At 71.2% G+C, this 23,291-nt stretch carries 23 protein-coding genes and 1 pseudogene; 13 read left to right on the forward strand and 11 right to left on the reverse strand.

The genetic code is table 11. The annotated features are described in order from the left end of the window. Positions 1–84: 84 nt before the first annotated feature. On the reverse strand, positions 85–657 hold the full coding sequence (locus ACIG5F_RS21680; protein WP_396520051.1) for a TetR family transcriptional regulator C-terminal domain-containing protein: 573 nt from the start codon (positions 655–657) through the stop codon (positions 85–87). Between the two features lie 9 nt (positions 658–666). Between ACIG5F_RS21680 and ACIG5F_RS21685 the strand changes: the two genes are divergently transcribed. The 4 genes from ACIG5F_RS21685 to ACIG5F_RS21700 all read left to right on the forward strand — a co-directional run bounded on the left by ACIG5F_RS21685 (position 667) and on the right by ACIG5F_RS21700 (position 4,117). Next, positions 667–915: a hypothetical protein gene (locus ACIG5F_RS21685; RefSeq protein ID WP_396520053.1), complete on the forward strand. Its 249-nt coding sequence runs from the start codon at positions 667–669 to the stop codon at positions 913–915. Beyond that, a complete protein-coding gene (locus ACIG5F_RS21690) occupies positions 905–1,810 on the forward strand; it encodes an RNA polymerase sigma factor (protein ID WP_396520055.1) in 906 nt (301 codons plus the stop codon). The genes ACIG5F_RS21685 and ACIG5F_RS21690 overlap by 11 nt, the downstream gene beginning before the upstream one ends. A gap of 54 nt (positions 1,811–1,864) precedes the next feature. Beyond that, the gene (locus tag ACIG5F_RS21695) at positions 1,865–2,665 is read left to right on the forward strand and encodes an alpha/beta fold hydrolase (RefSeq protein ID WP_396520057.1); all 801 of its coding nucleotides are present in this window, start codon (positions 1,865–1,867) and stop codon (positions 2,663–2,665) included. A 72-nt stretch (positions 2,666–2,737) separates the two neighbouring features. Then, positions 2,738–4,117: a hypothetical protein gene (locus ACIG5F_RS21700; RefSeq protein ID WP_396520059.1), complete on the forward strand. Its 1,380-nt coding sequence runs from the start codon at positions 2,738–2,740 to the stop codon at positions 4,115–4,117. A gap of 7 nt (positions 4,118–4,124) precedes the next feature. On the opposite strand, the gene ligD is transcribed toward ACIG5F_RS21700, so the two are convergent. From ligD to ACIG5F_RS21715, 3 genes are read right to left on the reverse strand one after another with little or no spacing between them, the layout of a single operon-like run. Further along, a complete protein-coding gene (ligD, locus tag ACIG5F_RS21705) occupies positions 4,125–5,105 on the reverse strand; it encodes a non-homologous end-joining DNA ligase (RefSeq protein WP_396520060.1) in 981 nt (326 codons plus the stop codon). Next, positions 5,102–6,169: an ATP-dependent DNA ligase gene (locus ACIG5F_RS21710; RefSeq protein ID WP_396520062.1), complete on the reverse strand. Its 1,068-nt coding sequence runs from the start codon at positions 6,167–6,169 to the stop codon at positions 5,102–5,104. Before ACIG5F_RS21710 ends, ligD begins: the two co-directional genes overlap by 4 nt. Positions 6,170–6,219: 50 nt before the next feature. Beyond that, on the reverse strand, positions 6,220–7,782 hold the full coding sequence (locus tag ACIG5F_RS21715; protein WP_396520064.1) for a glycoside hydrolase family 28 protein: 1,563 nt from the start codon (positions 7,780–7,782) through the stop codon (positions 6,220–6,222). 154 nt (positions 7,783–7,936) lie between these two features. On the opposite strand from ACIG5F_RS21715, the gene ACIG5F_RS21720 reads away from it, so the two are divergent. Further along, complete coding sequence (locus ACIG5F_RS21720) at positions 7,937–8,701, forward strand: polysaccharide lyase family 7 protein (RefSeq protein WP_396520066.1); 765 nt, start codon at positions 7,937–7,939, stop codon at positions 8,699–8,701. A 78-nt stretch (positions 8,702–8,779) separates the two neighbouring features. Here ACIG5F_RS21720 and ACIG5F_RS21725 read toward each other — a convergent pair whose 3' ends face one another. Then, positions 8,780–10,045: a M48 family metallopeptidase gene (locus tag ACIG5F_RS21725; protein ID WP_396520068.1), complete on the reverse strand. Its 1,266-nt coding sequence runs from the start codon at positions 10,043–10,045 to the stop codon at positions 8,780–8,782. Positions 10,046–10,317: 272 nt separating this feature from the next. Here ACIG5F_RS21725 and ACIG5F_RS21730 point away from each other — a divergent pair, with 272 nt between their 5' ends. Continuing rightward, positions 10,318–12,468, forward strand: coding sequence for an FUSC family protein (locus ACIG5F_RS21730; protein WP_396520070.1), 2,151 nt, complete (start codon positions 10,318–10,320; stop codon positions 12,466–12,468). Here ACIG5F_RS21730 and ACIG5F_RS21735 read toward each other — a convergent pair. From ACIG5F_RS21735 to ACIG5F_RS21745, 3 genes are all read right to left on the reverse strand, one after another. Next, the gene (locus tag ACIG5F_RS21735) at positions 12,465–14,264 is read right to left on the reverse strand and encodes a transglycosylase domain-containing protein (protein WP_396520072.1); all 1,800 of its coding nucleotides are present in this window, start codon (positions 14,262–14,264) and stop codon (positions 12,465–12,467) included. The genes ACIG5F_RS21730 and ACIG5F_RS21735 overlap by 4 nt on opposite strands. Before the next feature lie 241 nt (positions 14,265–14,505). Further along, positions 14,506–15,249, reverse strand: coding sequence for a S1 family peptidase (locus ACIG5F_RS21740; RefSeq protein WP_396520074.1), 744 nt, complete (start codon positions 15,247–15,249; stop codon positions 14,506–14,508). Positions 15,250–15,412: 163 nt separating this feature from the next. Then, positions 15,413–15,868, reverse strand: a complete 456-nt coding sequence (locus ACIG5F_RS21745) for an oxidoreductase (RefSeq protein ID WP_396520076.1) — start codon at positions 15,866–15,868, stop codon at positions 15,413–15,415. 170 nt (positions 15,869–16,038) lie between these two features. Here ACIG5F_RS21745 and ACIG5F_RS21750 point away from each other — a divergent pair, with 170 nt between their 5' ends. The 3 genes and pseudogenes from ACIG5F_RS21750 to ACIG5F_RS21760 all read left to right on the forward strand — a co-directional run. Continuing rightward, positions 16,039–16,659, forward strand: a complete 621-nt coding sequence (locus ACIG5F_RS21750; protein ID WP_396520078.1) for a TetR/AcrR family transcriptional regulator — start codon at positions 16,039–16,041, stop codon at positions 16,657–16,659. A gap of 33 nt (positions 16,660–16,692) precedes the next feature. Next, positions 16,693–17,406: an acyl-ACP--UDP-N-acetylglucosamine O-acyltransferase gene (gene lpxA, locus ACIG5F_RS21755; protein ID WP_396520079.1), complete on the forward strand. Its 714-nt coding sequence runs from the start codon at positions 16,693–16,695 to the stop codon at positions 17,404–17,406. Positions 17,407–17,514: 108 nt separating this feature from the next. Next, positions 17,515–17,592 (forward strand): annotated as a pseudogene (locus tag ACIG5F_RS21760) (hypothetical protein); the annotation flags it as partial. On the opposite strand, the gene ACIG5F_RS21765 reads toward ACIG5F_RS21760, so the two are convergent. The 3 genes from ACIG5F_RS21765 to ACIG5F_RS21775 form a co-directional block, all read right to left on the reverse strand. After that, positions 17,576–19,147 (reverse strand): flavin-containing monooxygenase, encoded by a 1,572-nt coding sequence (locus tag ACIG5F_RS21765; RefSeq protein WP_396520081.1) that lies wholly within the window; start codon positions 19,145–19,147, stop codon positions 17,576–17,578. The pseudogene ACIG5F_RS21760 and the gene ACIG5F_RS21765 overlap by 17 nt on opposite strands. 2 nt (positions 19,148–19,149) lie before the next feature. Further along, positions 19,150–19,611 carry a cupin domain-containing protein gene (locus ACIG5F_RS21770; RefSeq protein WP_396520083.1) on the reverse strand — a complete coding sequence of 154 codons (462 nt, stop codon included), beginning with the start codon at positions 19,609–19,611 and terminating at the stop codon, positions 19,150–19,152. 70 nt (positions 19,612–19,681) lie between these two features. Next, on the reverse strand, positions 19,682–20,437 hold the full coding sequence (locus ACIG5F_RS21775) for an IclR family transcriptional regulator (RefSeq protein WP_396520085.1): 756 nt from the start codon (positions 20,435–20,437) through the stop codon (positions 19,682–19,684). 178 nt (positions 20,438–20,615) lie between these two features. On the opposite strand from ACIG5F_RS21775, the gene ACIG5F_RS21780 reads away from it, so the two are divergent. Genes ACIG5F_RS21780 through ACIG5F_RS21795 form a run of 4 tightly spaced genes read left to right on the forward strand, consistent with a single transcriptional unit; the run spans position 20,616 to position 23,111 of the window. Next, complete coding sequence (locus tag ACIG5F_RS21780) at positions 20,616–20,813, forward strand: SDR family oxidoreductase (RefSeq protein WP_396520087.1); 198 nt, start codon at positions 20,616–20,618, stop codon at positions 20,811–20,813. Continuing rightward, positions 20,813–21,316, forward strand: a complete 504-nt coding sequence (locus ACIG5F_RS21785; RefSeq protein ID WP_396520089.1) for a cupin domain-containing protein — start codon at positions 20,813–20,815, stop codon at positions 21,314–21,316. Before ACIG5F_RS21780 ends, ACIG5F_RS21785 begins: the two co-directional genes overlap by 1 nt. Then, positions 21,313–22,185, forward strand: a complete 873-nt coding sequence (locus tag ACIG5F_RS21790; RefSeq protein ID WP_396520091.1) for an alpha/beta fold hydrolase — start codon at positions 21,313–21,315, stop codon at positions 22,183–22,185. The genes ACIG5F_RS21785 and ACIG5F_RS21790 overlap by 4 nt, the downstream gene beginning before the upstream one ends. After that, complete coding sequence (locus ACIG5F_RS21795) at positions 22,182–23,111, forward strand: 2,3-dihydroxyphenylpropionate 1,2-dioxygenase (protein WP_396520093.1); 930 nt, start codon at positions 22,182–22,184, stop codon at positions 23,109–23,111. The genes ACIG5F_RS21790 and ACIG5F_RS21795 overlap by 4 nt, the downstream gene beginning before the upstream one ends. Positions 23,112–23,291: the final 180 nt, after the last annotated feature.

The following is a 23,291-nucleotide window of genomic DNA, read 5'->3' on the forward strand; positions in this document are numbered from 1 at the left end:
GTTGGTGCGAACCCGGTCTTTCTAGCCCAACCACGTTGTTCGTGGTCGGCGGGAGGGGCTGGACAACGCGATGGTGAACAAACCTCAGCGCAACAGGCGCCCGAACACCGCGGTGAAGAAGTCCTTGACCGGCTCGTCGTTCTTGAGCGCCTTGGCCCGCAGCAGCGCGCCCTCCCAGGCGTCGAGCACGAACCGGCCGAGCAGGTCCGGATCCGCGTCGGCGGTCAGCTCGCCGGCCTCCCTGGCCGCGCGCAGGGTCGCGCCGATGCCCTCGGCCCAGCCGGTCAGGCTGGCCCGCACCTGGGCCCGCATCGGCTCGCTGTGGTCGGCCAGCTCCTCGGCCATGTTGCCGATCATGCAGCCGCGGGCGTGGCCGTGGCCGGCGAACACCTCGGCCATGATCTGGAACTGGGCCCGCAGCTTCTCCAGCGGCGTCAGCTTCGGGTCGGTGACGCTGTGCCACTCGGCCTCGGCGGTGTACTTGGCGACGACCTCGACCGCCAGGTCCTCCTTGCTCTTGAAGTGGTTGTAGAACGAGCCCTTGGGCACGCCCGCGGCCCGCGTGATGGTGTCCACCGAGCAGGCGGCGTAGCCGGTGCGGTGGAACTCGCCGAGCGCGGTCTCGACGATGACGTCCCGTACGCTGTGACGTGGCATGGTATCAATATGACTAGTCGTCTTACGACTGTCAAACCGACCGTGAGCTGGCGGCCGCCGGCGGCGACGGGCCTGGCCTGGCTGGACTGCCACCACATGGGCAGCGCAACCGGGCCGCGCGACCGGTTCCTGGCCGCCGGGGTGGCGCCGGAGGGCGGTTCGCGGTTCGGTGAGCCCGGTGGCTTCGTGCGGTTGGACTTCGGCACCAGCACCGAGGTGGTGGAGCTGGCGGTGGACAGGATGGCGAGTGCTCTCTGACGTGGAACTGGTCCGGGCGGCGCGCGGCGGCGACGTCGGCGCCCTCGGGCTGCTGCTGACCCGGCACGAGGCCGGCATGCGGGCGGTCGCGCTCAGCCTGGTCGGCTTCGGGCCGGACGCCGAGGACGCCGTGCAGGACGCCTCGCTGGCCGCCCTGCGGCGCATCGGCGACCTGCGGGATCCCGAGGCGGTCGGGCCGTGGCTGCGGATGATCGTCCGCAACGCGTGCCGGCAGCGGCTGCGCTCGGCTCACGGCGTGGTGCCGGTGGCCGAGCCGGCCACGCCGCCCGACCTGCTGTCCCCGGACCGGGTGCTCGACTCGCACGCCTCCCGGGACTGGATCTGGCACTCCATCGACGAGTTGTCGCCGACACTGCGTCAGACGGTGCTGCTGCGCTACTTCACCGACATCAACTCCTACGAGCAGATCGCCGAGGTGCTGGAGGTGCCGGTCGGCACCGTGCGCAGCCGCCTCAACCAGGCCCGCGGCAAGCTGGCCGAGGCGCTGCGGGCCACCGCCGACCAGGCTCACGCCGACGCCGGCGCGGTCAACACCGCCGCCGCCCGCGAGGCCGTCGAGACGCTGGCCGTGGCCGAACGCGGCGGCTTCCCGGCCCTGGTCGCCGACCGCTGGCTGCCCGAGGCCGAGTTCGTCGCCGGCAACGGCGTGATCCGCGGCGGCCGCGAGCTGGCCGTCTACGGCATGGACAGCGATCTGACCGCCGGCGTGCGGCAGCGCCTGGTGCAGGCCGTGGCCGGTCGGGACGTGACGATCTGGACCATGGACCTGGTCAATCCGCCGGACAATCCCGAGCACTGCCCGCCCGGCGTGGTGTGGGTGATGACCCGCCGGCGGGGCCGGGTGGCCAAGGTCCGTCTGTTCCACCCCCTGTGACCACGGTCACTTCGACCGGATCGAACTTTCGCCGCCGGCCGGCATCTTGCCGGCATGAACACTCAGACCGTCGAGCTGGACGGCGTCCAGCAGCGCTATCACGTCGCCGGCAACGGCCCGATCTGCGTCGCCCATCCGGGCGGCCCCGGCATCGGCTGGGAGTACCTGCGGATGCGGCCGCTGGAGCAGCACCTGACCATGGTGTACGTCGAGCCGATCGGCACCGGCGACTCGGGTCGCCTGGCCGACGACGCCGCCTACACCCTGGACAACTACGTGCGCTACCTGCACGCCGTCATCGACGACCTGGGTCCCGGCCCCGTCGCCCTGCTCGGGCACTCCCACGGCGGCTTCGTCGCCCAGAAGTACGCCTTGGCCCATCCCGTCGACGCGCTTGTCCTGTACGACACCTCGCCGCTGACCGGGGCCGAGTTCTTCGGCGACGCCGTGGCCAACATCCAGCACGCCGGGGCGGAGATCCTGGCCGCTTTCACCTCGCAGCACCCCACCATGTCCGACGACGAGCTCACGGGCGTGCTGCGCGCCATCATGCCCGCCTACTTCGCCGACTGGCGGGTGGAGTTCGAGCAGTTCCGGTCCTCCACCCGCATCTGGAGCGCTCCTTCTCGGGGTCAGGACGTCCCGTTCGACGTGCGCGGCGAGCTGTCCCGGGTCACCGAGCCGGCGCTGATCGTGGTGGGGGAGCAGGACTTCATCTGCGGGCCCAAGTGGGCTCGGGAGCTGCACCAGGCGCTGCCGGCCTCGCGGCTGCGGGTGATCGAGAACTGCGGCCACCTGGCCCATGTGGAACGGCCCGAGGTGTTCTACCCGGAGGTGCTGAAGTTCCTGTCGTGAGGCCTGCTCGGGGGCTCGCCTGTTCGGGCGGGCCCCTGGCCGCCGGGCGTGGTCACGCCCGAGGATGGGCCGGTGATCCGCCTCAGCGCATACCTGACCGCTCTGACCGCGGCCGCCACGCTCGTCGCCGGCCCCCAGGCGAGCCCGGCTTTCGTGGACTCGGTGTTCCTGGCCACGCACAACAGCTACTCCGGCAATGTCGACGGGGCCAAGAACTCCATCCCGTACCAGCTCGACCACGGCGTCCGCTTCGTCGAGCTCGACGTCCACGACAACGACTACGCGGCCAACCACGACTACTCCGTCGGCCACAGCGGCCCCGGCGATCTCGTCGACCATGCCGGCAATCCCGCGTCGAACCTGCTGCACGACTGGCTGGCCATGATCGCCACCTGGTCCGCCGCGCATCCCGGCCACGCCCCCTTGGTCGTCATGCTCGACCTCAAGGACGACCTCACCGACAACCCCGACTTCGCCACCGGCAACCTGAGCGCCCTGAACCAGGAGCTCCAGTCCGCCTTCGGTTCGAGCCTGCTGCACCCCGCCGACTACGTCGGGTCCCCGTCGGTCGACTCCCTCCGCGGCCGGGTCCTGCCCTTGCTGTCCGGCGACGCCGGCACCCGCACCGAGTACAAGCGCGACACCGGCTACCACCCCGCCGTCGCCGTCAACGCCCATGGCCAGATCGTCGAAGTCCACGACAACGGCTCCGGCTCCCTCTGGTACTGGACCGGCGTCCTGGCCGCCGACGGCAGCGTGACGTGGCTTCGCCACGGCAAGTTCGACTCCGGCGTCACGCCAGCGGTGGCCCTCAACGACTCCGGCCAGCTGGTCGAGGTGCACGATTCCGGCCTGGGAGCCCTCTGGTACCACGTCGGCCAGCTCGGCTCCGACGGCGAGATCACCTGGCAGGCCAGCCACAAGTACGACTCCGGCGTCACGCCCACGGTGGCCTTCACCGGCCCCGGCGCCCTGGTGGAGATCCACAGGAGCCAGTCGAACAGCCAGAACTGGACCTGGTCCGGCGTGTTGTCCGGCACCACCGTCTCGTGGTCCGCCAACGCCAGGACCAGCAGCCCGTTGCCGGACAAGGCCTCCGCCGGCCACTCCGTCTCCGTCTACACCGCCGCCGACGGCCCCACCGAGGCCCAAACCCTGCGCTACACCACTTCCGCCGTCACCGGCGGCCGCATCCGCTACCAGCAGACCGCCTTCGACGAGTTCCAGTCCGGCGACAGCGCCCAACTCCAGCAAGGGGCCCTGTTCTACGCCGCCCCCGCCACCAATTCCTCGTTCGTCATCTCGTCGCGCCAGTCCGGCCATGTGGTCCGCGGCTGGGACTTCGACTCCGCCTCCCTGGCCACCACCCCGCTGGCCAACTACCCGGCCTCCAACACCCCATGGGCCGCTTGGTACCAGTCCATGGTCGCCGCCGCCGGCGCGGTGCAGTGACTGCCCGCTACTCCCGCCGAGCCCGGCTGGGCGCGACCCGAGGAGGCTCGTTCGGCATCTTCGGATACACCGGCGGCCAAGGCGCATCCATCAGTCCCGCGGCCATGTCCCGCGCCGACCGCTCCAGCAACGGCGCCAAGGACTGCGGCGCCGCGTTCATCCCGGCCCAGGCGTCCCCGTGTTCCTCCACAAAGGACGGAACGGTCTCGACAGTCAGCGAATCGGGCTCCACCGAGGAAACCTGCTCCCACGAAATGGGAGTCGACACCTGACCGCCGACCCGGGGCCGCGCGCACCAGGCCCCGAAAACGGTCTTGTGCGGGGCGTTCTGGTTGAAGTCGACGAAGACTCGGCTACCGCGTTCCTCCTTCCACCACTGGGCGGTGATCAGAGCGGGGTGGCGGCGCTCCAACTCCCGGGCCAGAGCCACCGCACCGGCCCGGACCTGATACCCGTCCCACCGCTGCTCAAGCCGCACGTAGATGTGCAGTCCCCGGGACCCGGTGGTCTTCACGTACGCCGAGATCCCGCACTCGGCCAGGAAATCCCGCACCAGGAACGCCGCCTCCTGGATCTGCGGGAACCCGACGCCGGGCGAGGGGTCCAGGTCGATCCGCAACTCATCGGTCACGTCGGGGTTCGCGGCGTGGATGGGCCACACGTGAAACCCCAGGCACCCCATGTTCACGGCCCACAGCACATGCGCGAGATCGGCGGCGACCAAGGCGTCGCTGGTGGTGCCGTTGGGCGTGGAGACGACGGTCGTCTGCAACCACGAAGGCGCGGACTTCGGAACCCGCTTCTGGAAGAAGGACTTCCCGCCGGCCCCCTCGGGATAGCGCTCCATCAGCAACGGCCGCCCGCGCACCGTGGCCAGGAAGGGCTCGGCGACGGCCTGGTAGTAGCGGACCAGGTCCAGCTTGGTGGCCCCGATCTTGCTGAAGAACACCTTCTCCGGATGGGTGATCTCCACGCCCTCGACGATCATGCCCCGAACAGCGCCTTCAACTCGGCCGGGGCGATCTGGTCCAGTTGCGAGTACGTGCAGGAGGAAGGTTCCCGGTCCGGACGGAAGCGGACCAGCCGCCCGCCGTGCCGCAGCCGCCCGGCCATGACGTGCTCGTACCGCACCTCGGCCACCAGTTCGGGCCGCAGGGGTTCCCAGCTGAGGTCCTTGCCGGCGCTCCACCGGCTCTGCCCGCCGGGCATCCGGCCGCCGGCCTCGGTCTGGGCCTGCGCCCACTGCCGCCACGGATGCGTCTGCAGGGCGTTCGAGCGCAGCGGCGCCAGCTCGTCGACGAGTTCCTTGCGCCGCGCGGCGGTCATGCTGCTGGCGACGCCGACGTGATGCAGGGTGCCGTTGTCGTCGTACAGACCGAGCAGCAGGGACCCGACGCCGTTGCCGTCCTTGTGCCAGCGGAAGCCGGCCACCACACAGTCGGCCGTCCGCTCGTGCTTGACCTTCCACATCACCCGCTTGTCCTGCTCGTAGGGCAGGTCGCCGGGCTTGGCCATGACGCCGTCGAAACCGGCCCCCTCGAACCGGGTGAACCAGTCGGCGGCCACGGCCGGATCCCGGGTCAGGGGAGTGATGTGGATACGGGCCAGGTCGCCGCCGATGACGGTCTCCAGCAGCTCACGCCGACGGGTGAACGGCTCGTCCATCAGGCTGTCGTCCCCCAGCGCCAGCAGGTCGAAGGCGACGAAGCTGGCGGGAGTCTCGACGGCCAGCTTCCGCACCCGGGAAGCGGCCGGGTGCAGGCGGTTCTGGAGCGTGTCGAAGTCCAGCCCGTCGCCGGTGACGACGACGATCTCGCCGTCCACCACACACCGCGGCGGCAGGACTTCGAGCAGCAGGTCGACGAGTTCGGGGAAGTAGCGGGTCAGCGGCCGGTCGTTGCGGGAGCCCAGCTCGACCTCGTCCCCGTCGCGGAAGACGATGCAGCGGAAGCCGTCCCACTTGGGCTCGTACAGCAGCCCCTCGGCCGTCGGCACCTCGTGCACGGCCTTGGCGAGCATCGGCCGCACCGGTGGCATCACTGGAAGGTCCACGACCGGTCACGATAGGCCGTGACCGGTCGTTTCGCCTGGTATAACGCCGATCAGAGCTCTGTGTGACCGGTCTGGTCCACCTGCGTGTCGGCCACCGGCCGGCTGGTGGTCACCCGGAAGTCGGACACGTCGTCGAGCACGAAGGTCGGCGCGTCGGCCGCCTTGTCGGCCTTCACGTGGTGGAAGTCGGCGTCGACCACGTCCCGCAGCGCGAACGCGGGCCGGGTGTCCGGCTGCTCGTAGCGGACCTCGACGTTGTCCAGGGTGACGCCCTCGACATGCCGGATGAACAAGCCGTAGGCCGGCAGCGTGCCGAACATGGTCGGCTCCGGGTAGGCGTTCTCCGCCTCGGGCGGGTTCTCGGGCACGCCGCCGCGCGACAGCTCGCCGACCATGTGGTGCCGCACGTTGCTGATCCGCACGTCCTCGACGCGGTGGCCGGGGATGCCGGCGATCGCCGAGGGGTAGCGGGGATCGCAGTTGTGGGCGATGAGGTTGGCGATGCTGACCCGGCGCAGGGTGCCGACCGGCACGCCGGCCGGGCCGCGCATGCGTGCGCCGAGGCGGAAGAAGATCGGCATCTGCACGTCGCGCATGGTGATGTTGCTGACCGTGATGTCCTCCAGCGCGCCGCCGTCCACGGTCTCGAACGCCAGCCCCCGGCAGTGCTCGAACACGACGTTGGAGATGGCGATGTTCTTGAAGCCGCCGTTGGACTCGGTGCCGCACTTGATCCGGCCGGTGCGGCCGAACGCCGCCGTCTTGTACGTGCCGTTGACCAGCGTGCCCAGGTCGTAGCCGCTGACGAAGCAGTTGTCGATGGTGACGTTCTCGGTGTCGCGGGCGTAGCCCAGCGCGTACGAGGCCTTCAGCACGATGGCGTCGTCGTTGGGGGAGTTGACGGTGGTGTTGGAGATCCGCACGTTCTTGCAGCAGTCGATGTCGATGCCGTCGCGGTTGGTGTCCATCACGACGTTGTCGATGCGGAAGTTGTCCACGCCGGTGGGCAGGATGCAGAAGTGCCCACCGTTGACCATGGTGACGTCCCTGATCACCACGTCGCGGCACAGCTTCAGGGCGATGGCCTTGTTGCCCTGCAACGGCTGCGACTCGGCGCTGCCCCCGCTGACCAGTCCCTTGCCGTCGATCGTGCCGGGCCCGCCGATGGTCACGTTGACCAGGTTTTCGCCCCAGATCAGGCTGTTGTGCCAGTGGCTGTGCCCGAAGTCCTGGTAGTTGTTGCCGGCCCCGGGCTGCTCGGCCGGGTCGTAGCCCTTGCCGTTCGCGGGCGCGGCGGCCAGCAGGGTGGCGTTGTGCCCCAGGTAGAGGGCGACGTTGCTCTTGAGGTGCACGGAATAGCTGGCGTAGGCGCCGGCCGGGAAGAACACCGTGCCGCCGCGTTTGGCCGCGGCGTCGATGGCGCGGTTGATCGCCGCGGTGTCGATCGTGACGCCGTCGCCGCGAGCCCCGAACTCCGTGACATCGAACAGTTCTCCCGCCGGTGAAGCCGGAGCGGCCGGCTCGGCGGCAGCGGCGCCGGCCAGCGGCACGGCCAGTGCGGCCGCGCCGGCGGCCCCCAGAGTGACGATGCGACGACGACTCACCCGGTCCATGGGTCGGAGGCTACAAACGTTTACATCCTGTTTCAATAGGCCGTTCGCGACGGCGGGTCCCGGATCGGTCGCTCGTCGTCTGAACCGGTTGACGTCCTGGCCGCGTCCCCTCCCCTGTAGACACGAAAGGGCGGTTCACATGCATAAACGGCGGGTGGTTATCGGGGTCGCGGCGGTGGCGGCCGTGCTCGGCGCCGGGGTCTGGGGCGTCGCCACGGCGCAGGGCCCGGCCAACGCGGCGACCTCGGTGTCGCTGTCCGGCTTTCGGCTGACGCTGCCGGTCGACTCCGCCGGCAAGCAGAGCGGCGCGTCCACGACCGTCAGCCCGGCCAAGGTCACCGCGCCGTGGCTGACCCGCGAGGCCGACGGCAGCCTGACCTTTTTCGCGCCGACCAAGGGCGCGCACACGCCGAACTCGCCGCATCCGCGCACGGAACTGGTCAGCGACAACGACTTCAACGCCGGTTCGGGCACGCACACGCTGACCGCCACCATGGTGATGAAGCAGCTGCCCAGCGCGCAGGACATCATCATCGGCCAGATCCACGGCGGCGGCCCGATCTCCTCGGTGCCGCTGCTGATGCTGCACTACCGGCACACCTCGGCCGACGCCGCCAACTCGGGCCGCGTCACGCTGACCGTGCGCAAGAACCCGACCGTGCCCGGCAGCGACCTGTCGACGGTGCTGACCAACGTGCCGATGAACGCGGCCTTCTCGTACACGATCACCGAGAACGCCACCGGCTTCACCGTGACCGCCACGTCGAACGGGAAGACCGGCAAGCAGACGGTGCCGCTGAACTCCTCGTTCAAGGGCAAGGACGTCCGCTTCCAGGTCGGCGACTACCAGCAGACGCCGGCCAACGACTCGCCCACCGACGGCGGCCGGCTGACGATCAAGGCGCTGACCCAGAGCTGACGCGCGCGGATGGGGGATGGCCGGGCCGGTTCGGCCGACGCCCGCGTGGCGTCGATCAGGATCGGCCCGGCGTCCCGGTCAGGCCTGGACGATGTCGCGGCCGACCCGGGTGTAGCGCTTGGCCAGTTCGGCGTCGACACGAGCGGAGTCGGCGGCGTCGAGCTCGATGCCGGCGGGCGTGGCCGGCCAGGACTCGACGATGCGGGCGCGGTACCCGGCCGGCGGGTGGGACTCGGCCAGGTTGGCGTCGGAGCGGATGGTCCGCTGGCGCAGCACGGGTATCCGGTCGGCGAGGTCGGCCCGCACGCGCGCGGCGGCCGACTGCCACGCGGTGACGCCGGCGAGGCCGCCGCGGTGGGCCCGCGCGTTCAGCTCGGTGGTGCGGATGGCGAGTTCGAGCGAGGATCCGATGACGAGGTCGTCGAGGAGTCGGACGGTGGCCTCGGTGCCGGCGACGCGGGCGGCGGCGGCGTCCGCGGCGTACTCGGCCCGCTGGTGCTCGCGCATTCCCACCCACAGCAACACCATCTGGCCGGCCGCGGCGGTCCGGCTGGCCAGCCAGAACAACGGCCACACGATGAGCTGGGCCAGCCGCTCGCCCGGGCGGCGCATGCGCAGGCCCTCCGGGGCGAGGACGGCGGCGACCTGGCCGAGCGTGCGGAACGCCTGCTGGGTCAGCAATGCGTGCGTCGGATCGCCGTTGACGAAGTGGCCGAGCTCGTGGCCGAGCAGCGCGATCCGCTGCTGCGGGCCGAGCACTCCCCACAGCGGCAGGCCGAGCCGCAGCACGGTGCGGCGGCGCAGGCCGTAGGTTCCGGCCGAGGCGTTGAAGTCCCCGTTGACGACGATGATCGACGGCGCCGGCGCGCCGATCGCCGCGGCGACCCGCTCGACCAAGGCGAACAGGGCCGGCGCCTCCTCGCGGGACACCGCGTCGTACGTGTCGGTGAAGCGGTGCAGCCGAGGCCGCAGCAACGCGGCCAGCGCCAGCAGCACCAGCCCGAGCAGGAGCGTCGCGAAGTTCGGGAAGTTGAAGCTGATCAGCCAGATGCCGCCGACCGCGAGGCCGACAGTGACGGCGAACAGCAGCGCCGAGGCGGTCAGCAGCACGACCCGGGCCGTCGACCAGCCGCGCGAGCGCGGGACATCGCCGGCCAGCGCCCCGAACATCTCACGGTTGAGCCGGAACGCGGTGCGGTGGTTCCAGCGGGCCAGCAGACCCGTCCGCTCGGCGTCGTAGGCGTCCAGATTCCAGTCGCATCCGGCGCACCAGACGATCGTGGACTGCTCGCTGACCAGGGGGCCGGCGCACTGCGGGCACTCGGCGGGGGCTTCGACGGACACGACGAGCGATGATGGCCGCCGGGCCGCCGCCGAGGACGCGAAACCGCGGCGTTGTTGCCAGGATGAGACCCGCGATCACCACGCCACCGGCAGCGTGTGCACGCCGTAGACCCGGGGGGTGCGGAACCGGACATCGGACGCGGAACCGGCGAGGCACGCGCAGGACCAGGGCGCGTCCCGCCCTGACCGCCGCCGCTCACGGGCGCGGACCCGGACGGCCTGTCGGCCGGCGAGCCGTTCCGCAGGGACTGAACCGCAAATATGCTCGCCCGATGACCAGCGTGCAGCGGCTGTGGTCCACTCCGGCCGCGTTGCGAGCAGTGCGGGCGACCCTGGTGGTGCCGGGGCTGTTCGCGTTCAGCTACGCGGTGCTCGGTGACCTCCAGGTGGCGACGTTCGCGGCGTTCGGCGGGTTCGCCACGCTGGTGCTGGCCTCGTTCGGCGGCCGGGCCCGGGACAAGGTCGTCGCCCACCTGGGCCTGGCGGTGGCCGGCAGCGTGCTGCTGGTGATCGGCACGGCGGTGAACACCTCGGTGGTGCTGGCGACGCTGGTGACGCTGCCGGTGGTGTTCGTGGTGCTGTTCGCCGGCGTCGGCGGCCCGAACGCGGCGTCGGGCACCACCGCCGCGCTGCTGGCGTACGTGCTGCCGGCGGCCTCCCCGGGCACCATGGCCATGGTCCCGGAGCGGCTGGCCGGCTGGTGGCTGGCGTCGGTGGTGGGCACGATCGCCGTGCTCGTGCTGTCGCCGAAGCCGCCAGGCGCCGAGTTGCGGCGGGCCGTGTCGAAGAGCGCCCGCGCGCTGGCGGACCTGCTGGCGGCGGCGTTGCAGGGCGACCGTGACCCCAAATACCGCCAGTACGCCTTGGACTGCAAGCACAACCTGCTCACCACGTTCACGGCGACGCCATACCGGCCGACCGGGCTCGCCGCGGCGGACCAGGCGCTGGACAGCCTCGTGGGCCTGCTGGAGTGGTGCACGTCGGTGATCTGCGACAGCCTGCACGAGTACGAGGACCTCACGCACATCGACGAGGTCGAGCGTCGCCTGCTGACCGACACGGCGACCGTGCTGCGGGACGTCGCGGCGGTGTTGGAGGGGGAGCCGACCAAGCCGGAGCTGGACTGCCTGGAGCGCAGCCTCGCCGACAGCGTGGAGCACCTGCGGCAGCTGCGCAGCGACAGCGCGGACTTCGGGGCGGCGGTGCACCTGTCGTTCCACGCGCGCACAGCAGCCGTCGCCGCGCACACGGCGCTGGCCGACGCCCTCATCGCCGCGCACAAGGCGGACCCGACCATCGTCTCCAACGGCCGTAGACGGTGGTACGGCACGGATCCCACCGTCAGCGAGAGCCGCCTGGCCGGCCTGACGACCGTGGCCAACGCGGTGTCACGGCACGCCAGCCTGCGCTCCGTGTGGTTCCTCAACAGCGCACGGGGAGCCATCGCGCTGGCAGTCGCGGTGGCGGTGGCCGACCTGACCGGCGTGGAGCACGGCTTCTGGGTCGTGCTCGGCACGCTGTCAGTGCTGCGCACCAACGCCGCGTCGACCGGATCTACGGCCCTGCGCGCCCTGATCGGCACCGTGGTCGGCTTTGTCATCGGCGCGGCGCTGCTGCTGGCCATCGGCTCCAGCACCGCCGCGCTGTGGACGGCGCTGCCGCTGGCGGTGCTGGTCGCCGCGTACGCGCCGGGCGTGCTGCCGTTCGAGGCCGGGCAGGCGGCGTTCACAGTGGTCGTGTCGGTGCTGTTCAACCTGCTGGTGCCGGCCGGCTGGCAGATCGGCGTCGTGCGCATCGAGGACGTGGCGATCGGCTGCGCGGTGAGCTTCCTGGTCGGCGTGCTGTTCTGGCCGCGCGGCGCCGGGTCGCTGGTCGCTGACGACCTCGCCGACGCCTTCCGCACCGGCGGCCGCTACCTGTCCGACTCCGCGCACTGGGCGCTGGGCCTGCGGGCCGACGCGCCGGTCGCCTCCCCGGCCATCGCCGCCGGCATCCGCCTGGACGAGGCGCTGCGGGGCTTCCTGGCCGAGCAGGGGACCAAGCGGGTGCCCAAGGAGTACCTGTGGCGGCTGGTCGCCGGGGCGCTGCGGGCCCGCCTCACCGCGCACTCCCTGGCCGGACTCCCCACCGCCCCGGGCGATCCCGACCCGCTGCGTCTGCTGCTCGGCGACCACGCCGGCCAGCTCGCGGCGTGGTTCGACCACCTGGCCTCGCGCCTGGACCGCACCGACCACGGCGACGTGCCGATGCTGGCCCCGCCGCAACTGCGGGACCCGGTGCTGCCCAACGGAACCGCGGTGCCGGACCTGCCGACGGCGCTGTGGGTGGGCGAGCACCTGCGGCACGTGACACCACGGTTGATGGAGCTGGTGGAGCCGGCCGGGGCGGTGGCCGCGCAGCGACACCGCCCCTGGTGGCGCTAGAACTGGGTGGCCGGCTTGCCCTGGAGGTAGGCGTTCATGTACTGCTGCCAGATGCTCGTCGGCACGTCCACGCCCTCCTTCATCGGGGCGAGGTCCTTGCGGTGGCCGACCCAGACCGCGGTGACGACCTGCGGCGTGTAGCCGACGGTCCAGGCGTCGGAGTTGTCGGCGGTGTCGAGGAACGCGGTCGAGCCGGCCTTGGCCGCGACCGGGCGGCCGCCGTCCAGCCCGGGGCCGGTCAGCATGGACTGGGTGACCATCTTGGCCTGGGCTGTCTCGAACACCTGGGTGGGCGCCAGGTGCGCGTTGGCCTTGGCGTCGTAGAGCGAGACGCCGGTGGAGGCCACGACGGCGTTGATGAAGTGCGCCGGCGTGTACTTGCCGTTGGCCGCGAGCGTGGCGTACGCCTGCGCCATGTCGCGGGGGCGCACCGGGTAGGAGCCCATGGCGATGCTGTCGGTGGTCTGGTCCTTGTCGCTGGAGCGCAGCGCCGGCCCGGTCTTGCCGCCGATGGTCTGGGTCTGGGCCACGCCGGCCTCGAAGGCCGTGGTGGCCACCTTCGCCGGGCCGATGTCGTCGGTCAACTTGTAGAAGACGGTGTTGGTGTTGTTGTGCATGGCGTCGCCGAGGGCGCACTGCGGGCCGCAGTCGGCGCCGCTGAAGTTCTTCACCGACACCCCGCCGATGGTCAGCGGGCTGGTGCCGTCGTACTGCGAGGCCAGCGTGATCTGGGGGCTGGTCCGGAGGGCGGCCATCAGCACCAGCGGCTGGAAGGTGGGTCCCGGCTGGGCGGCGTTGTCGGCCGTGTCCACGCCCTGGGCCGGGTTGTCGCCGCCGAACCACGAGACGATCGCCCCGGTGCTCGGGTTGATCGACACCAGCGCGTCGCCGACGTCCGGGTCGGCCGAGCGCAGCGACTGGGCCGCGCTCTCGGCCATGGTCTGGGCCTTGGGGTCGATGGTGGTGTGCACCTGCGCCCCGGCGTGCCGCAGCACGTCCTCGTCCAGCCCGGCCATCTGCTTGGCCTCGGCCAGCACCTGCTGCACGATGAACGACCGCGCCGGCGGCAGCGAGCCGGTGACCGGCATGATCGGCTTGGGCGGCACGGTGTAGCGGGCCCGCTCGTCCTGGCCCAGCCAGCCGTTGGCCACCATGCGGTCCAGCACGTGCGTCCACTGCTGCTTGGTCCAGGTCTCGTCCTCGTCCTTGGCCGGCTGGTCGATGCAGCCGGCCAGGAACGCCGCCTCGGACGCGTCCAGCTCGCCGACGTTCTTGCCGAAGTACGCCTGCGCCGCGGCCTGGATGCCGTACGCGCCGCGGCCCAGGTAGACCAGGTTCAGGTAGCCGGCCAGGATGTCGTCCTTGGACTGCTGACGGCCCAGCTTGGCCGCCCGCACCAGCTGCACCCACTGGTCGGGCAGCGACTGCGCGTCCGCGCCGGTGGCCAGCCGCACGAACTGGGTGGTGATGCCGCCCAGGCCGATGTTGGTCTCGAACGTCTCGTCCTCGGCCGCCTCGACCGCCTTCTGCACGACCCGCGGCACCTGGCTGATCTGCACCACGGTGCGGTTGCCGCCGCCGGTCGGGCCGATGGTCGTCATCACCGAGCCGTCCGAGTAGTACAGCGTCACCGTCTGCTGCTGGTCGGCGACCAACTTCGGATCGGGCGTGGCGACCACGCCGTAGGTGATGCCGAACGCGATGAGCGGAACCCCGATGACCACGGCCGCCACCACGTACCCGAACCGGCGCACGCGCCGCCAGTTGATGTCGGGATGCGTGGCTTCCTCGTTCACGTTCGGACTACCCCCTCGCGCTCGGAGCGTCATGTCTATCAGTTGGGGGTAAGGACTCCGTCAGGCGGTGGCAGGGAGATCGGGCGCGCGGGGATCCCCGTATGCGGGACGACCTGCGCCGATGCCGGCCCGAGCCCCGGGGGGAGCGCGATGACCTGCGCGAACGCGCCAGTAACGTCATGAAGGGCCCCTTCCTCACGGTGAACGCGAGGAAGGGGCCCTTCATGACGGAAAAGCGGAGCTAGCCGGCGGCGACCGTCGACTTGACCCAGGAGGAGATGGACGACGAGCTGGCGTCGCCGTAGATGGACTTGGTCTTGCCGCAGGTGTCGGCGCCGGGGCCGTCCGCGCCGCGGCTGTCGGTGCCGACCAGCTGGCCGTTGACCACGGCGGGGCCGCCGGAGTCGCCGTAGCAGTCACTGCCGGACACGGTGGTGGCGAAGCACAGTTCCACGCTGCCGACGATGCCGCCGCAGTTGCTGTCGGCCGAGACGGTGGTGGACAGCTGGCGCAGCGTCGAGCTCATGTCGCCGCAGCCGCGGGTCGGGCAGGTCTGGCCGAAGCCGTACAGGGTGACCTTGGCGCCGACCGCCGGCGAGGTGCTGGCGATCTGGATCGGCGTCTGGCTGACCGGGGCGGTCAGCTTGTAGAGCGAGAAGTCGTAGCCCCCGCCGTTGTACTTGGGGTTGGGGACCCACTTCGAGACCTTGGCCAGCGTCCCGCCGCTGTTGAGGCTCTTCGAGCCGATGCGGATCTGGGTGGCGCCTTCGCAGTGGCCGGCGGTGAGGACCCACTGGCTGGCCACGAGTTCGCCGCTACACCACATGCCGGAGCTGTCGCCGACGGCGGCGGCCCAGGACGGGGCGGTGGTGACGGTGGAGCCGCCGACGATGTTCGGCGTGCTGGCGGCTTGGGCCGGCACGGCGGCGAAGCCGAGCAGCGCCAACGCCATGGCGGCGACGGCAGAGAGCCTGCTGATCTTCAAGGGGCACGCCTCCAGGGACCGGTGGCGCCGGGCTGGAGTGTCAGGGTTCCCGTGCGCCACAAGCGGATGGTGCGCCCAACGTAGGATGCCTCGGCTCTTCCCGGGCAGAGCCGAAAGTCGGGTAATTCGGACGAACTCGGTTACCGGATGGCGGCGACCGCCGTCAACCCGCCGAACGTCCGTCCCAGGACCAGCGGGGCATGGCCGCCCCGGCCGGCACCACGCTGTCCTTCGGCGCGTACACCAGCACATCGGCCACGGCCCACTCCATGTAGGCCCGCATCGCCGCCCGGAACTCCGGGTCCGCCGGCAGCTTGGCGTCGTCCATGGCGGCGACGAAGCACGCGACGAACCGGCGGCCGAGGTCGTCCATGTCGCCGTTGTGGGCGTGCATCAGCAGCACCCCGGAATGGCCGTCGGCGATCGCCGAGTACCCGGCCGGGCCGCCGAGCACCTCCGCCCAGTAGGCGGCCAGTCGCTCCACGTGTCGCGGATGCTGGTCCGGGTGGGAGAAGGGATGGTTGAGCTCGGGGTCGGCCAGGCAGCGCCGGTGGTGCGCGGCGGCCAGCGCCAGAATGGCCGGCTCGCCGCCGGCGAACTCGTACAGGCTCGTGCGCATTCCCTCAGCGTGGCACAGCCGCTAGAGTCCTGAGTCCCGAATGGACGACGTCGTCCGCGCCGGCCGGCCCGGGTGTATCGGTACACCGGGTCACTTTCGACGAATTCGACCCACGACGAGGGCTGCGCGTGTGGTTGCATCTGTTCCTCACCACCGAAAGGGATCGCGGGATGCCCATCCAGCAGCGGCGTGCGGTGCTCTCCCCGACCGAGGCGGAGATCATGCGCCGCGGCCTGGACGCGTTCGCCGAGCTGGGTTACGAGGCGACTTCGGTGCGGGAGCTGGGCAATCGCCTCGGCGTCAGCCACAATTTCGTCAACGACCGCTACGGCTCCAAGGGCGCGTTCTGGCACGCCGTGGTCGACTTCGCGCTGGCCGACGCCCGCCGGCAGCTGGATCCCGTGCTGACCAAGCACTTCGAGGATCCGGCCGAACGGCTGGCCTGCATCGTGCGGCGCTTCTACCAGATCGCCGTGCGCAGTCCCCAGCTGTCGTGGCTGATGGCGTATGAAGGGACACGGGATTCGGCCCGACTGGACTATCTGCACCAACGGTTTCTCACCCCGGTGCTCCTGTTGTGCGAACCGTCGATAGCGCAACTGGTGGCGGCCGACCGGATGCGGCCGGTGCCGCTGTTCCAGTTGTACGCCCTGGTCACCGGGCCGATCTCGACCCTGACCCAGGGGCCGCTGGCGCGGCGGTTCGGTGAGCTGCCGGTGAGCGAGCGGGAACTCACCGCGACCGCGGATTCGTTGGCCACAATGGTGATGGCGGGTCTGCTGCGCGAGTGATCGTGGGATGATGGCCCCGTTGGGGGTGGGGTCTTGGTTCAGGTTCATCCGTCGGCGGTCGTCTCGCCCGAGGCCGAACTGGCCGACGATGTGGTCATCGGTCCTTACGCCGTGGTGCACGGCTGTGTGCGGCTGGCTGCGGGTGTGCGGGTGGACTCGCATGCCGTGCTGGGCGGGGATCCGCAGGACCTGACCTTCGGCGGCGGGCCAACCGGCGTGGAGATCGGGGCGGACACGGTGATCCGCGAGGCGGCCATCGTGCACCGGTCGACCAGCGGCGTGCCGACCAGGATCGGCGCCGGCTGCCTGATCATGGGGCAGGTGCACGTGGCGCACGACTGCCAGATCGGCGACGGCGTGATCGTGTCGCAGGCCGTCGGCCTGGCCGGGCACGTGGTGATCGACGACGGGGCGGTGATCGGCGGCATGTGCGGGGTGCACCAGCACGTGCGGATCGGCCGGCAGGCCGTGGTCGGCGCGATGTCCAAGGTGACGCGGGACGTGCTGCCGTTCTGCGGTGTTGACGGCAATCCGGCCACCCACCGGGCGCTGAACGTGGTGGGGCTGCGGCGATCCGGCATGCCGCCGGCCGAGTACCACGAGTTACGGCGGGTCTTCGACCTGTTACGCGACGGGCACGACCTGGACTCGTGGACCAACGGCCCGGTGGCGCAGCTGGTCGAGTTCCTGGCCGGGCCGTCCCGCCGCGGCATCAGCCCGTTCCGGCACGGGCGGGAGGTCGTCTGATGCCGTGGACGTTGGGGGAGTTGGCGTCCGTTCTCGACGCCGTCGAGGTGTCGTGCCCGGACTTTGTTGGAGCGGCCGGCGCCGGCCGATTCCGAGGACCCGGCCGGATTGGCCTTCTGTTCGAATAATCGATATTTGAAACAGGCTTTGTCGCACGGCGTCGGCGCGCTCATTCTGCCGCCCGGATCGGCCGCCGACCGTCCCTATCTGCGGTGTGCCGATCCGCGTCTGGCGTTCGCCCGACTGGGCGGTCATACCGACGCGGTGCGGTCGGCGGCGCTGCTGTCGGCTTCGTGCCGTTGACCAGCCGGGCCAGCACCTTCGGCGTCACCTCCGCGTAGGCCGCGGGATCGACCGGGTTCAGCCAGTGCGACGCCCGCGTCAGTGCCGAGATGTTGGCGTCCAGGTCGCCCAGCACCTCGTCCACGTTGTGCATCGAGAACGGGATGATCTTGGCGCCCCGGCAGTGGTGGGTGTCGGTGGCGACGTCCATGAACGCCAGCTGATCCCGGATCGCCTGGCGCATCTGGGAATCCGACGGCAGGTCGACCGCGCCGGCCAGGTCGGCGGCGATCCACACGGCGGCCATCTCGGCGTTGAGCGGGCTGAAGAACGACGAGTTGTAGCCGTTGAAGTACAGGCCCGGCGCCGAGACCGGCCGGATCTGCCGGTACAGCATGAAGTTGCCGCGCTCGTCCAGCAGCTCCCGCTGCACGCTCTCGGGCAGGAACGGCACGCCCTGGCGGAAACCGGTGGCACAGACCACGAGATCGGCCGGCAGCACCGTGCCGTCGCTCAGCTCGGCCCGCGGCGACTTTCCGCCGAGCAGCCGGGTGATGGTCGTGTCCCGGCGCACGGTGATCGAGCCGTCGGCCACGCCCTCGAAGAATCCCTCGGTGGCCAGGCCGATCGCGCCCTTGACGATGTCCTCCATACGCCCGGGCGGCACCAGCCCCAGCCCGGCCAACCCGAACTGCCGCACCGACACCGAGCCGACCGAGTTGAGCATCCGCCGCCGCAGGCCGTTGCCGGGGCCGTGCAGGAAACGCTCCACTCCGCGCGGCCGCAGATACCGGAACAGGGCCTCGCCCATCCTGGTCAGCAGCAACATCTTGAAGTTCACCCTGCCGGCGATCAGCCGCGGCACCTTCCACAGCATCTGCCGGGCGATCACGTCGGTGCTGGCCGCGACCTCGCCGATCGCGACGGTCACGTCGCAGGCCGACTTGCCGTAGCCCACGACCAGCACGTGCTTGCCCCGCGCGTCCTCGATGTCGTGGAACTCCGTGCCGGCACAGAGCTTTCCGCCGGCCTCGGTGAACTCGGCCAGCCCCGGATAGTCGGGCACGGCCGGCTCGCAGAACACGCCGTTGGCCACCACGACCCGGTCGAACAGCTCGCCGTCGACCAGCCAGCGGCCGGCCGCCGGCTCCGCGGCCACCACCTCGGTGTCCAATCGGAACAGTCCGTCGACGCCGAATCTCTCGGCGTAGGCGGCGAAGTAGCGCTGCACCTGCTCGCCGTCCGGCCACTGCGGATAGTCGGCCGGCATGGGGAAGTCCGACAGCGAGTACTGTGCCTTCGGGCTCTGGGTGGTGACGCCCGGGTAGCGGCGGCTGCGGCTCCACACCCCGCCCAGGTCCGGCGCCTTGTCGTAGCCCACGACCTCGTGTCCGGCCTGCGTCAGCACCTTGGCGGTGGCCAGCCCGGCGACGCCGGCCCCGATGACCGCGACACGCATGGTCAGCCCGCCTCGGGCAGCTGGAGCACGATGCCGAAGTCGGCCATGACGCCCTTGAGCACGGCGATGTCCTTCGGTCCCGGCGGCAGGTCGGCCAGCGCCTGGTAGTAGTCCTCCAGCCCGGCCGGCGAGACCACGGAGACCACCCGCGCCTCGGCCCTGGCCGAGTTGCGGAACGTGTGCACCACATCGCGCGGCAGGAACAGGTAGTCGCCCGGCTCCAGCACGAAGTCCTGGCCGCCGAGCATCACGTCCAGCCGGCCGGCCAGGCAGACGAACGACTCGTCCTCGCGGGTGTGCAGGTGCGGCGGCGGGCCGCTGGTCTCGCCGGGGACCGCGTACTCGAACAGGGAGTACGCGCCCCGGGTGGAGTCGCCATTGGTCTTCATCGTGATGCCGAGGCCGATGGCCGGGATCTGCCGTCCCTGCCGGTTCGTGAGCATGTAGCCGCCGCCGAGAGACACCGCCGCCTCCTTCTGTGTGGGATCCTCAGCCTGGCTTCGGGGACGGGCCCGGCACAATCACGGGTCCCGCTCAGTGGGACTTGGCGTACGCCCGGGAGGCCGCCGCGGCGGCCAGCCGGACCGCCGGCCCGATCCGGTCGGCCCGCACCAGCTTGCTCGGGCCGGTCACCGACATCGCCGCCACCACCTCGCCGAGCGGCCCGAACACCGGCGCGGCCACGCAGCTCACGCCGATCACGCCCTCCTCGCGGTCGACCGCCCAGCCCTGGTCCGGCACCGCCGTCAGCTCCCGCATCACCGCCACCGGGTTGGTCAGCGTGCGCGGCGTGCGGGCCGGCAGGCCGGCGGCCAGCACCTTCTGCACGACCGCGGGGTCGGAGTAGGCCAGGATGGCCCGGCCCAGCCCCGAGCAGTAGGCCGGCACCGCCCCGCCGACCTGCTCCAGCATCGGCATCGGCCGGTGCCCGGTGATCTTCTCCACCACCAGGATCTGGGTCCCGTCCAGCACTCCGAGCTGCACGGTGGTGCGGGTGGCGTGGTGCAGGTCCTGGAGGAACGGCAGCACCGACTCGCGCAGCTCGTGCCGGATCGGGGCCAGGCTGGAGATCTCGAACAGCCGGTTGCCCACCCGGTAGCGGTCGCGGGGCTTGTCCAGCCAGCCGAGCCGGATCATCTTGTCGGCGGTCCGGTGCACGGTCGAGCGCGGCAGCCCGGACCGCTCGACCAGGCCGGCCAGCGTCAGCTCGCGGTGCCCGGCGTCGAACGCGCCCAGGATCGCCGCGGCGCGGTCGAGGCCGCCCATGCCATCCCGCTCAGCGGGACTCATCGTTGTCCTGCCCGGTTCATGACGGCCAGGCTAGCGCCGACCGCACCGACCGGGGGAGGCCGACATCAGCACACGAACCGCACTGGTCGGTGGCGGGGCCACCGGCATCGGCCACGCCACCGCCGCCCACCTGCTGCGCCAGGGCCACGGCGTCGTCCTGACCGGTCGGCGGACCTCGGTGCTGGCCGCGCGGGCGGCGGCCAGCGGGTCGACGCTGGCCGAGGTGGCCGCCCGCGACGCCATGAGCGTGCCGGCCTGGCGGCCGGCGACCGCCGACGAGATCGGGGCCACGGTGGCGTTCCTGGCTTCTCGGGCGGCGAGTTACGTGAACGGGACCGTGCTCACGGTCGACGGCGGCAGGACGGAGACGATCTGATGGCCCAGTCCGGACCGGACTTCAGCATGGCCGAGTTCCTCGGCGCGATCAGCGACAGCGTGCGGCCCAGCCCGGCGCGGCCGGTCGTCGTGCGGGCCGCCGAGCTGGAACGGCTGCCGGCCGACCAGGTGCACAACCCGACCACGCTGTCCATCGCCGGCCGGCTGCCGACCGTGTCGTTCGAGATCTTCCGGCAGACCATTCCGCCCGGCCTGAGCTCGGACATGCAGCGCCACCACCACGAGACCGTGCACTACGTGATCTCCGGGACCGGGCACAGCGAGGTCGAGGACGAGACCGAGTCCTGGGCGACCGGTGACTTCGTCTACACGCCGCCGTGGACCTGGCACCGCCACTACAACGACTCGGCCGAGCAGCCGGTCGAGTTCCTGACCATCGAGAACTCCCGGCTGCTCGGCCTGCTCGGCGTCGGCCGGCGGCAGAGCGCCGGGCTGGCCACCATGGCCGAGGCACGGGCCGAGTACGGGGAGGAGAAGCCGTGAAAGCGTTGCCGGAGCATATCTCCATCTGGGATGAACTGTCCGATGTGGACCACGAATTGCGGCACGTGGACGTGCGGGGCGTGCGCACCCGGGTGCTGCGCGCCGGCGCCGGGCCGGATCTGGTGCTGCTGCACGGAACCGGCGGCCACCTGGAGGCGTACGCGCGGGACATCGCCGGCCTGGCCGAGCATTTCCGCGTCACCGCGTACGACATGGTCGGCCACGGCTGGTCCGATCTGCCCGACCGCCACTACACGATCGACGTGCTGTCCGAGCACCTGCTGGACCTGCTCGACGCCCTGGGCATCGAATCCGCCCACCTGTCCGGGGAATCCCTCGGCGGCTGGGTCGCCGCGTGGACCGCCGCGCACGCCCCGGGGCGGGTCGACCGGCTGGTGCTCAACACTCCCGGCAACATCGCCAACAAGCCCGAGGTCATGGCCCGGCTGCGGGACAGCACCATGGCCGCGGTCGCCGACCCGTCCGACGCGACCGTGCGGCCCCGGGTGGAGTTCCTGTTCCACCACAAGGAGATGGTCACCGACGAGCTCGTGCTGCTGCGCCGCAAGGTCTATGGCCGGGACGGCTTCACCCGGGCCATCGCCAACACCCTGGTGTTGCAGGATCCGGTGGTGCGCGCCGACTTCGCGTGGGAACCGGCCTGGGTAGGCAAGATCACGGCGCCCACCCTGCTGCTGTGGACCGACCACGACCCCACCGGCGGTCTCGACGAGGCCGCGCTGCTGCTGGAATGGCTGCCCGACGCCCGCCTGCACGTGATCAACGACGCCGGCCACTGGCCGCAGTGGGAGAAGGTCTCTGAGTATCTGGCCGTGCACAACGACTTTCTGTTGGGGGACAGCGCATGAGCGAACTCGTCGGCTTGGTCGCGCTGTCCCACTCCCCGTTCGCAACCCTCATGCCACCGTCCGATGTGGACGCTCCCGGCGGCGCCTTCCTCGCCGCCGCCGAACGGGTCCGCCGCGCCGTCGCCGCCCTCCGCCCCGACGCCGTCGTGGTGATCGGGCCGGACCACTTCCACGCCAACTTCTACGACGCCATGCCGCCTTTCGTGCTGGGTGTGGAGGAGGCCGTCGGCTTCGGCGACTTCGCCAGCCGCGAGGGTCCCCTGCCGGTCGCCGGCGAGCTCGCGTGGTCGGTCCGCGACGGCCTCGCCGCCGCTGGCTTCGACCTCTCGCTCTCGTACTCGCTGACCGTGGACCACGGCGTTGTGCAGAGCTACGACATGGTCGTCGGCGACGTGCCCATGGTGCCCCTTGTCGTGAACACCGCCGCCCCTCCGCTGCCCAGCATGCCCCGCTGCCTTGAGCTCGGCCGGGCCCTCGGCCGCGTCCTCCGCGCCGCCCCTTTCCCCGGCCGTGTCCTGATCGTCGCCAGCGGCGGCCTCTCGCATTGGCTGCCCCCCAACGACCCTCGCGACCCCGCGGTCGTGGGCGAGCGCCGGGCCTCGATGATCCACGGCCGCAAGAACGCCCGCGCCTTCGCGGCCGCCCGTGAGCCCGGCGTGCGGGCCATGGCCGGCGACCCCAACGCCCCCGTCAACTCCGACTGGGACCGCTGGTTCCTCAAGCAGCTCACTGCCGGCGACCTCGCCCCCATCGCCGCCCTCGGCGACATCGGCCTCGAGTCCCAGGCCGGCAGCGGCGGCCACGAGATCCGCACCTGGCTCATCGGCGCCGCCGCCCTCGCCCGCCCCCTGGTCTGGACCGACTACGAGGCCGTGCCCGAGTGGATCACCGGCATGGGCCTGGGCGCCACCTTCCCGGTCGACTAGCCGATCCGGAGAAGCCTGTTCGACGGGGTGCGGTGGTGTGGCCCGCATGGCGCAGCTGCCATATCCGTGGACATGCTGGTGCTGGGGTCGCTAGGGTGGCGCGGCTGCGGAATGCGGTCCGCCGGGGAAAAGAGGAGCGATGATGTTCGTGACGATGACTGGAGCTTCCGTTCGCCCCCT

It is taken from the genome of Kutzneria sp. NPDC052558, from assembly GCF_044547355.1.
Taxonomy (GTDB): Bacteria; Actinomycetota; Actinomycetes; order Mycobacteriales; family Pseudonocardiaceae; genus Kutzneria.

Excerpts from the sequence above, each read along its gene's own strand:
- ACIG5F_RS21775 (WP_396520085.1), bottom strand. The coding sequence starts at position 20,437 with ATGAGTCCCGCTGAGCGGGATGGCATGGGCGGCCTCGACCGCGCCGCG.
- ACIG5F_RS21745 (WP_396520076.1), bottom strand. The coding sequence starts at position 15,868 with ATGCGCACGAGCCTGTACGAGTTCGCCGGCGGCGAGCCGGCCATTCTG.
- ACIG5F_RS21795 (WP_396520093.1), top strand. The coding sequence starts at position 22,182 with ATGAGCGAACTCGTCGGCTTGGTCGCGCTGTCCCACTCCCCGTTCGCA.
- ACIG5F_RS21730 (WP_396520070.1), top strand. The coding sequence starts at position 10,318 with ATGACCAGCGTGCAGCGGCTGTGGTCCACTCCGGCCGCGTTGCGAGCA.
- ACIG5F_RS21750 (WP_396520078.1), top strand. The coding sequence starts at position 16,039 with ATGCCCATCCAGCAGCGGCGTGCGGTGCTCTCCCCGACCGAGGCGGAG.
- ligD (WP_396520060.1), bottom strand. The coding sequence starts at position 5,105 with ATGATCGTCGAGGGCGTGGAGATCACCCATCCGGAGAAGGTGTTCTTC.
- ACIG5F_RS21715 (WP_396520064.1), bottom strand. The coding sequence starts at position 7,782 with ATGGACCGGGTGAGTCGTCGTCGCATCGTCACTCTGGGGGCCGCCGGC.
- ACIG5F_RS21765 (WP_396520081.1), bottom strand. The coding sequence starts at position 19,147 with ATGCGTGTCGCGGTCATCGGGGCCGGCGTCGCCGGGCTGGCCACCGCC.
- ACIG5F_RS21685 (WP_396520053.1), top strand. The coding sequence starts at position 667 with ATGACTAGTCGTCTTACGACTGTCAAACCGACCGTGAGCTGGCGGCCG.
- ACIG5F_RS21785 (WP_396520089.1), top strand. The coding sequence starts at position 20,813 with ATGGCCCAGTCCGGACCGGACTTCAGCATGGCCGAGTTCCTCGGCGCG.
- ACIG5F_RS21680 (WP_396520051.1), bottom strand. The coding sequence starts at position 657 with ATGCCACGTCACAGCGTACGGGACGTCATCGTCGAGACCGCGCTCGGC.
- ACIG5F_RS21695 (WP_396520057.1), top strand. The coding sequence starts at position 1,865 with ATGAACACTCAGACCGTCGAGCTGGACGGCGTCCAGCAGCGCTATCAC.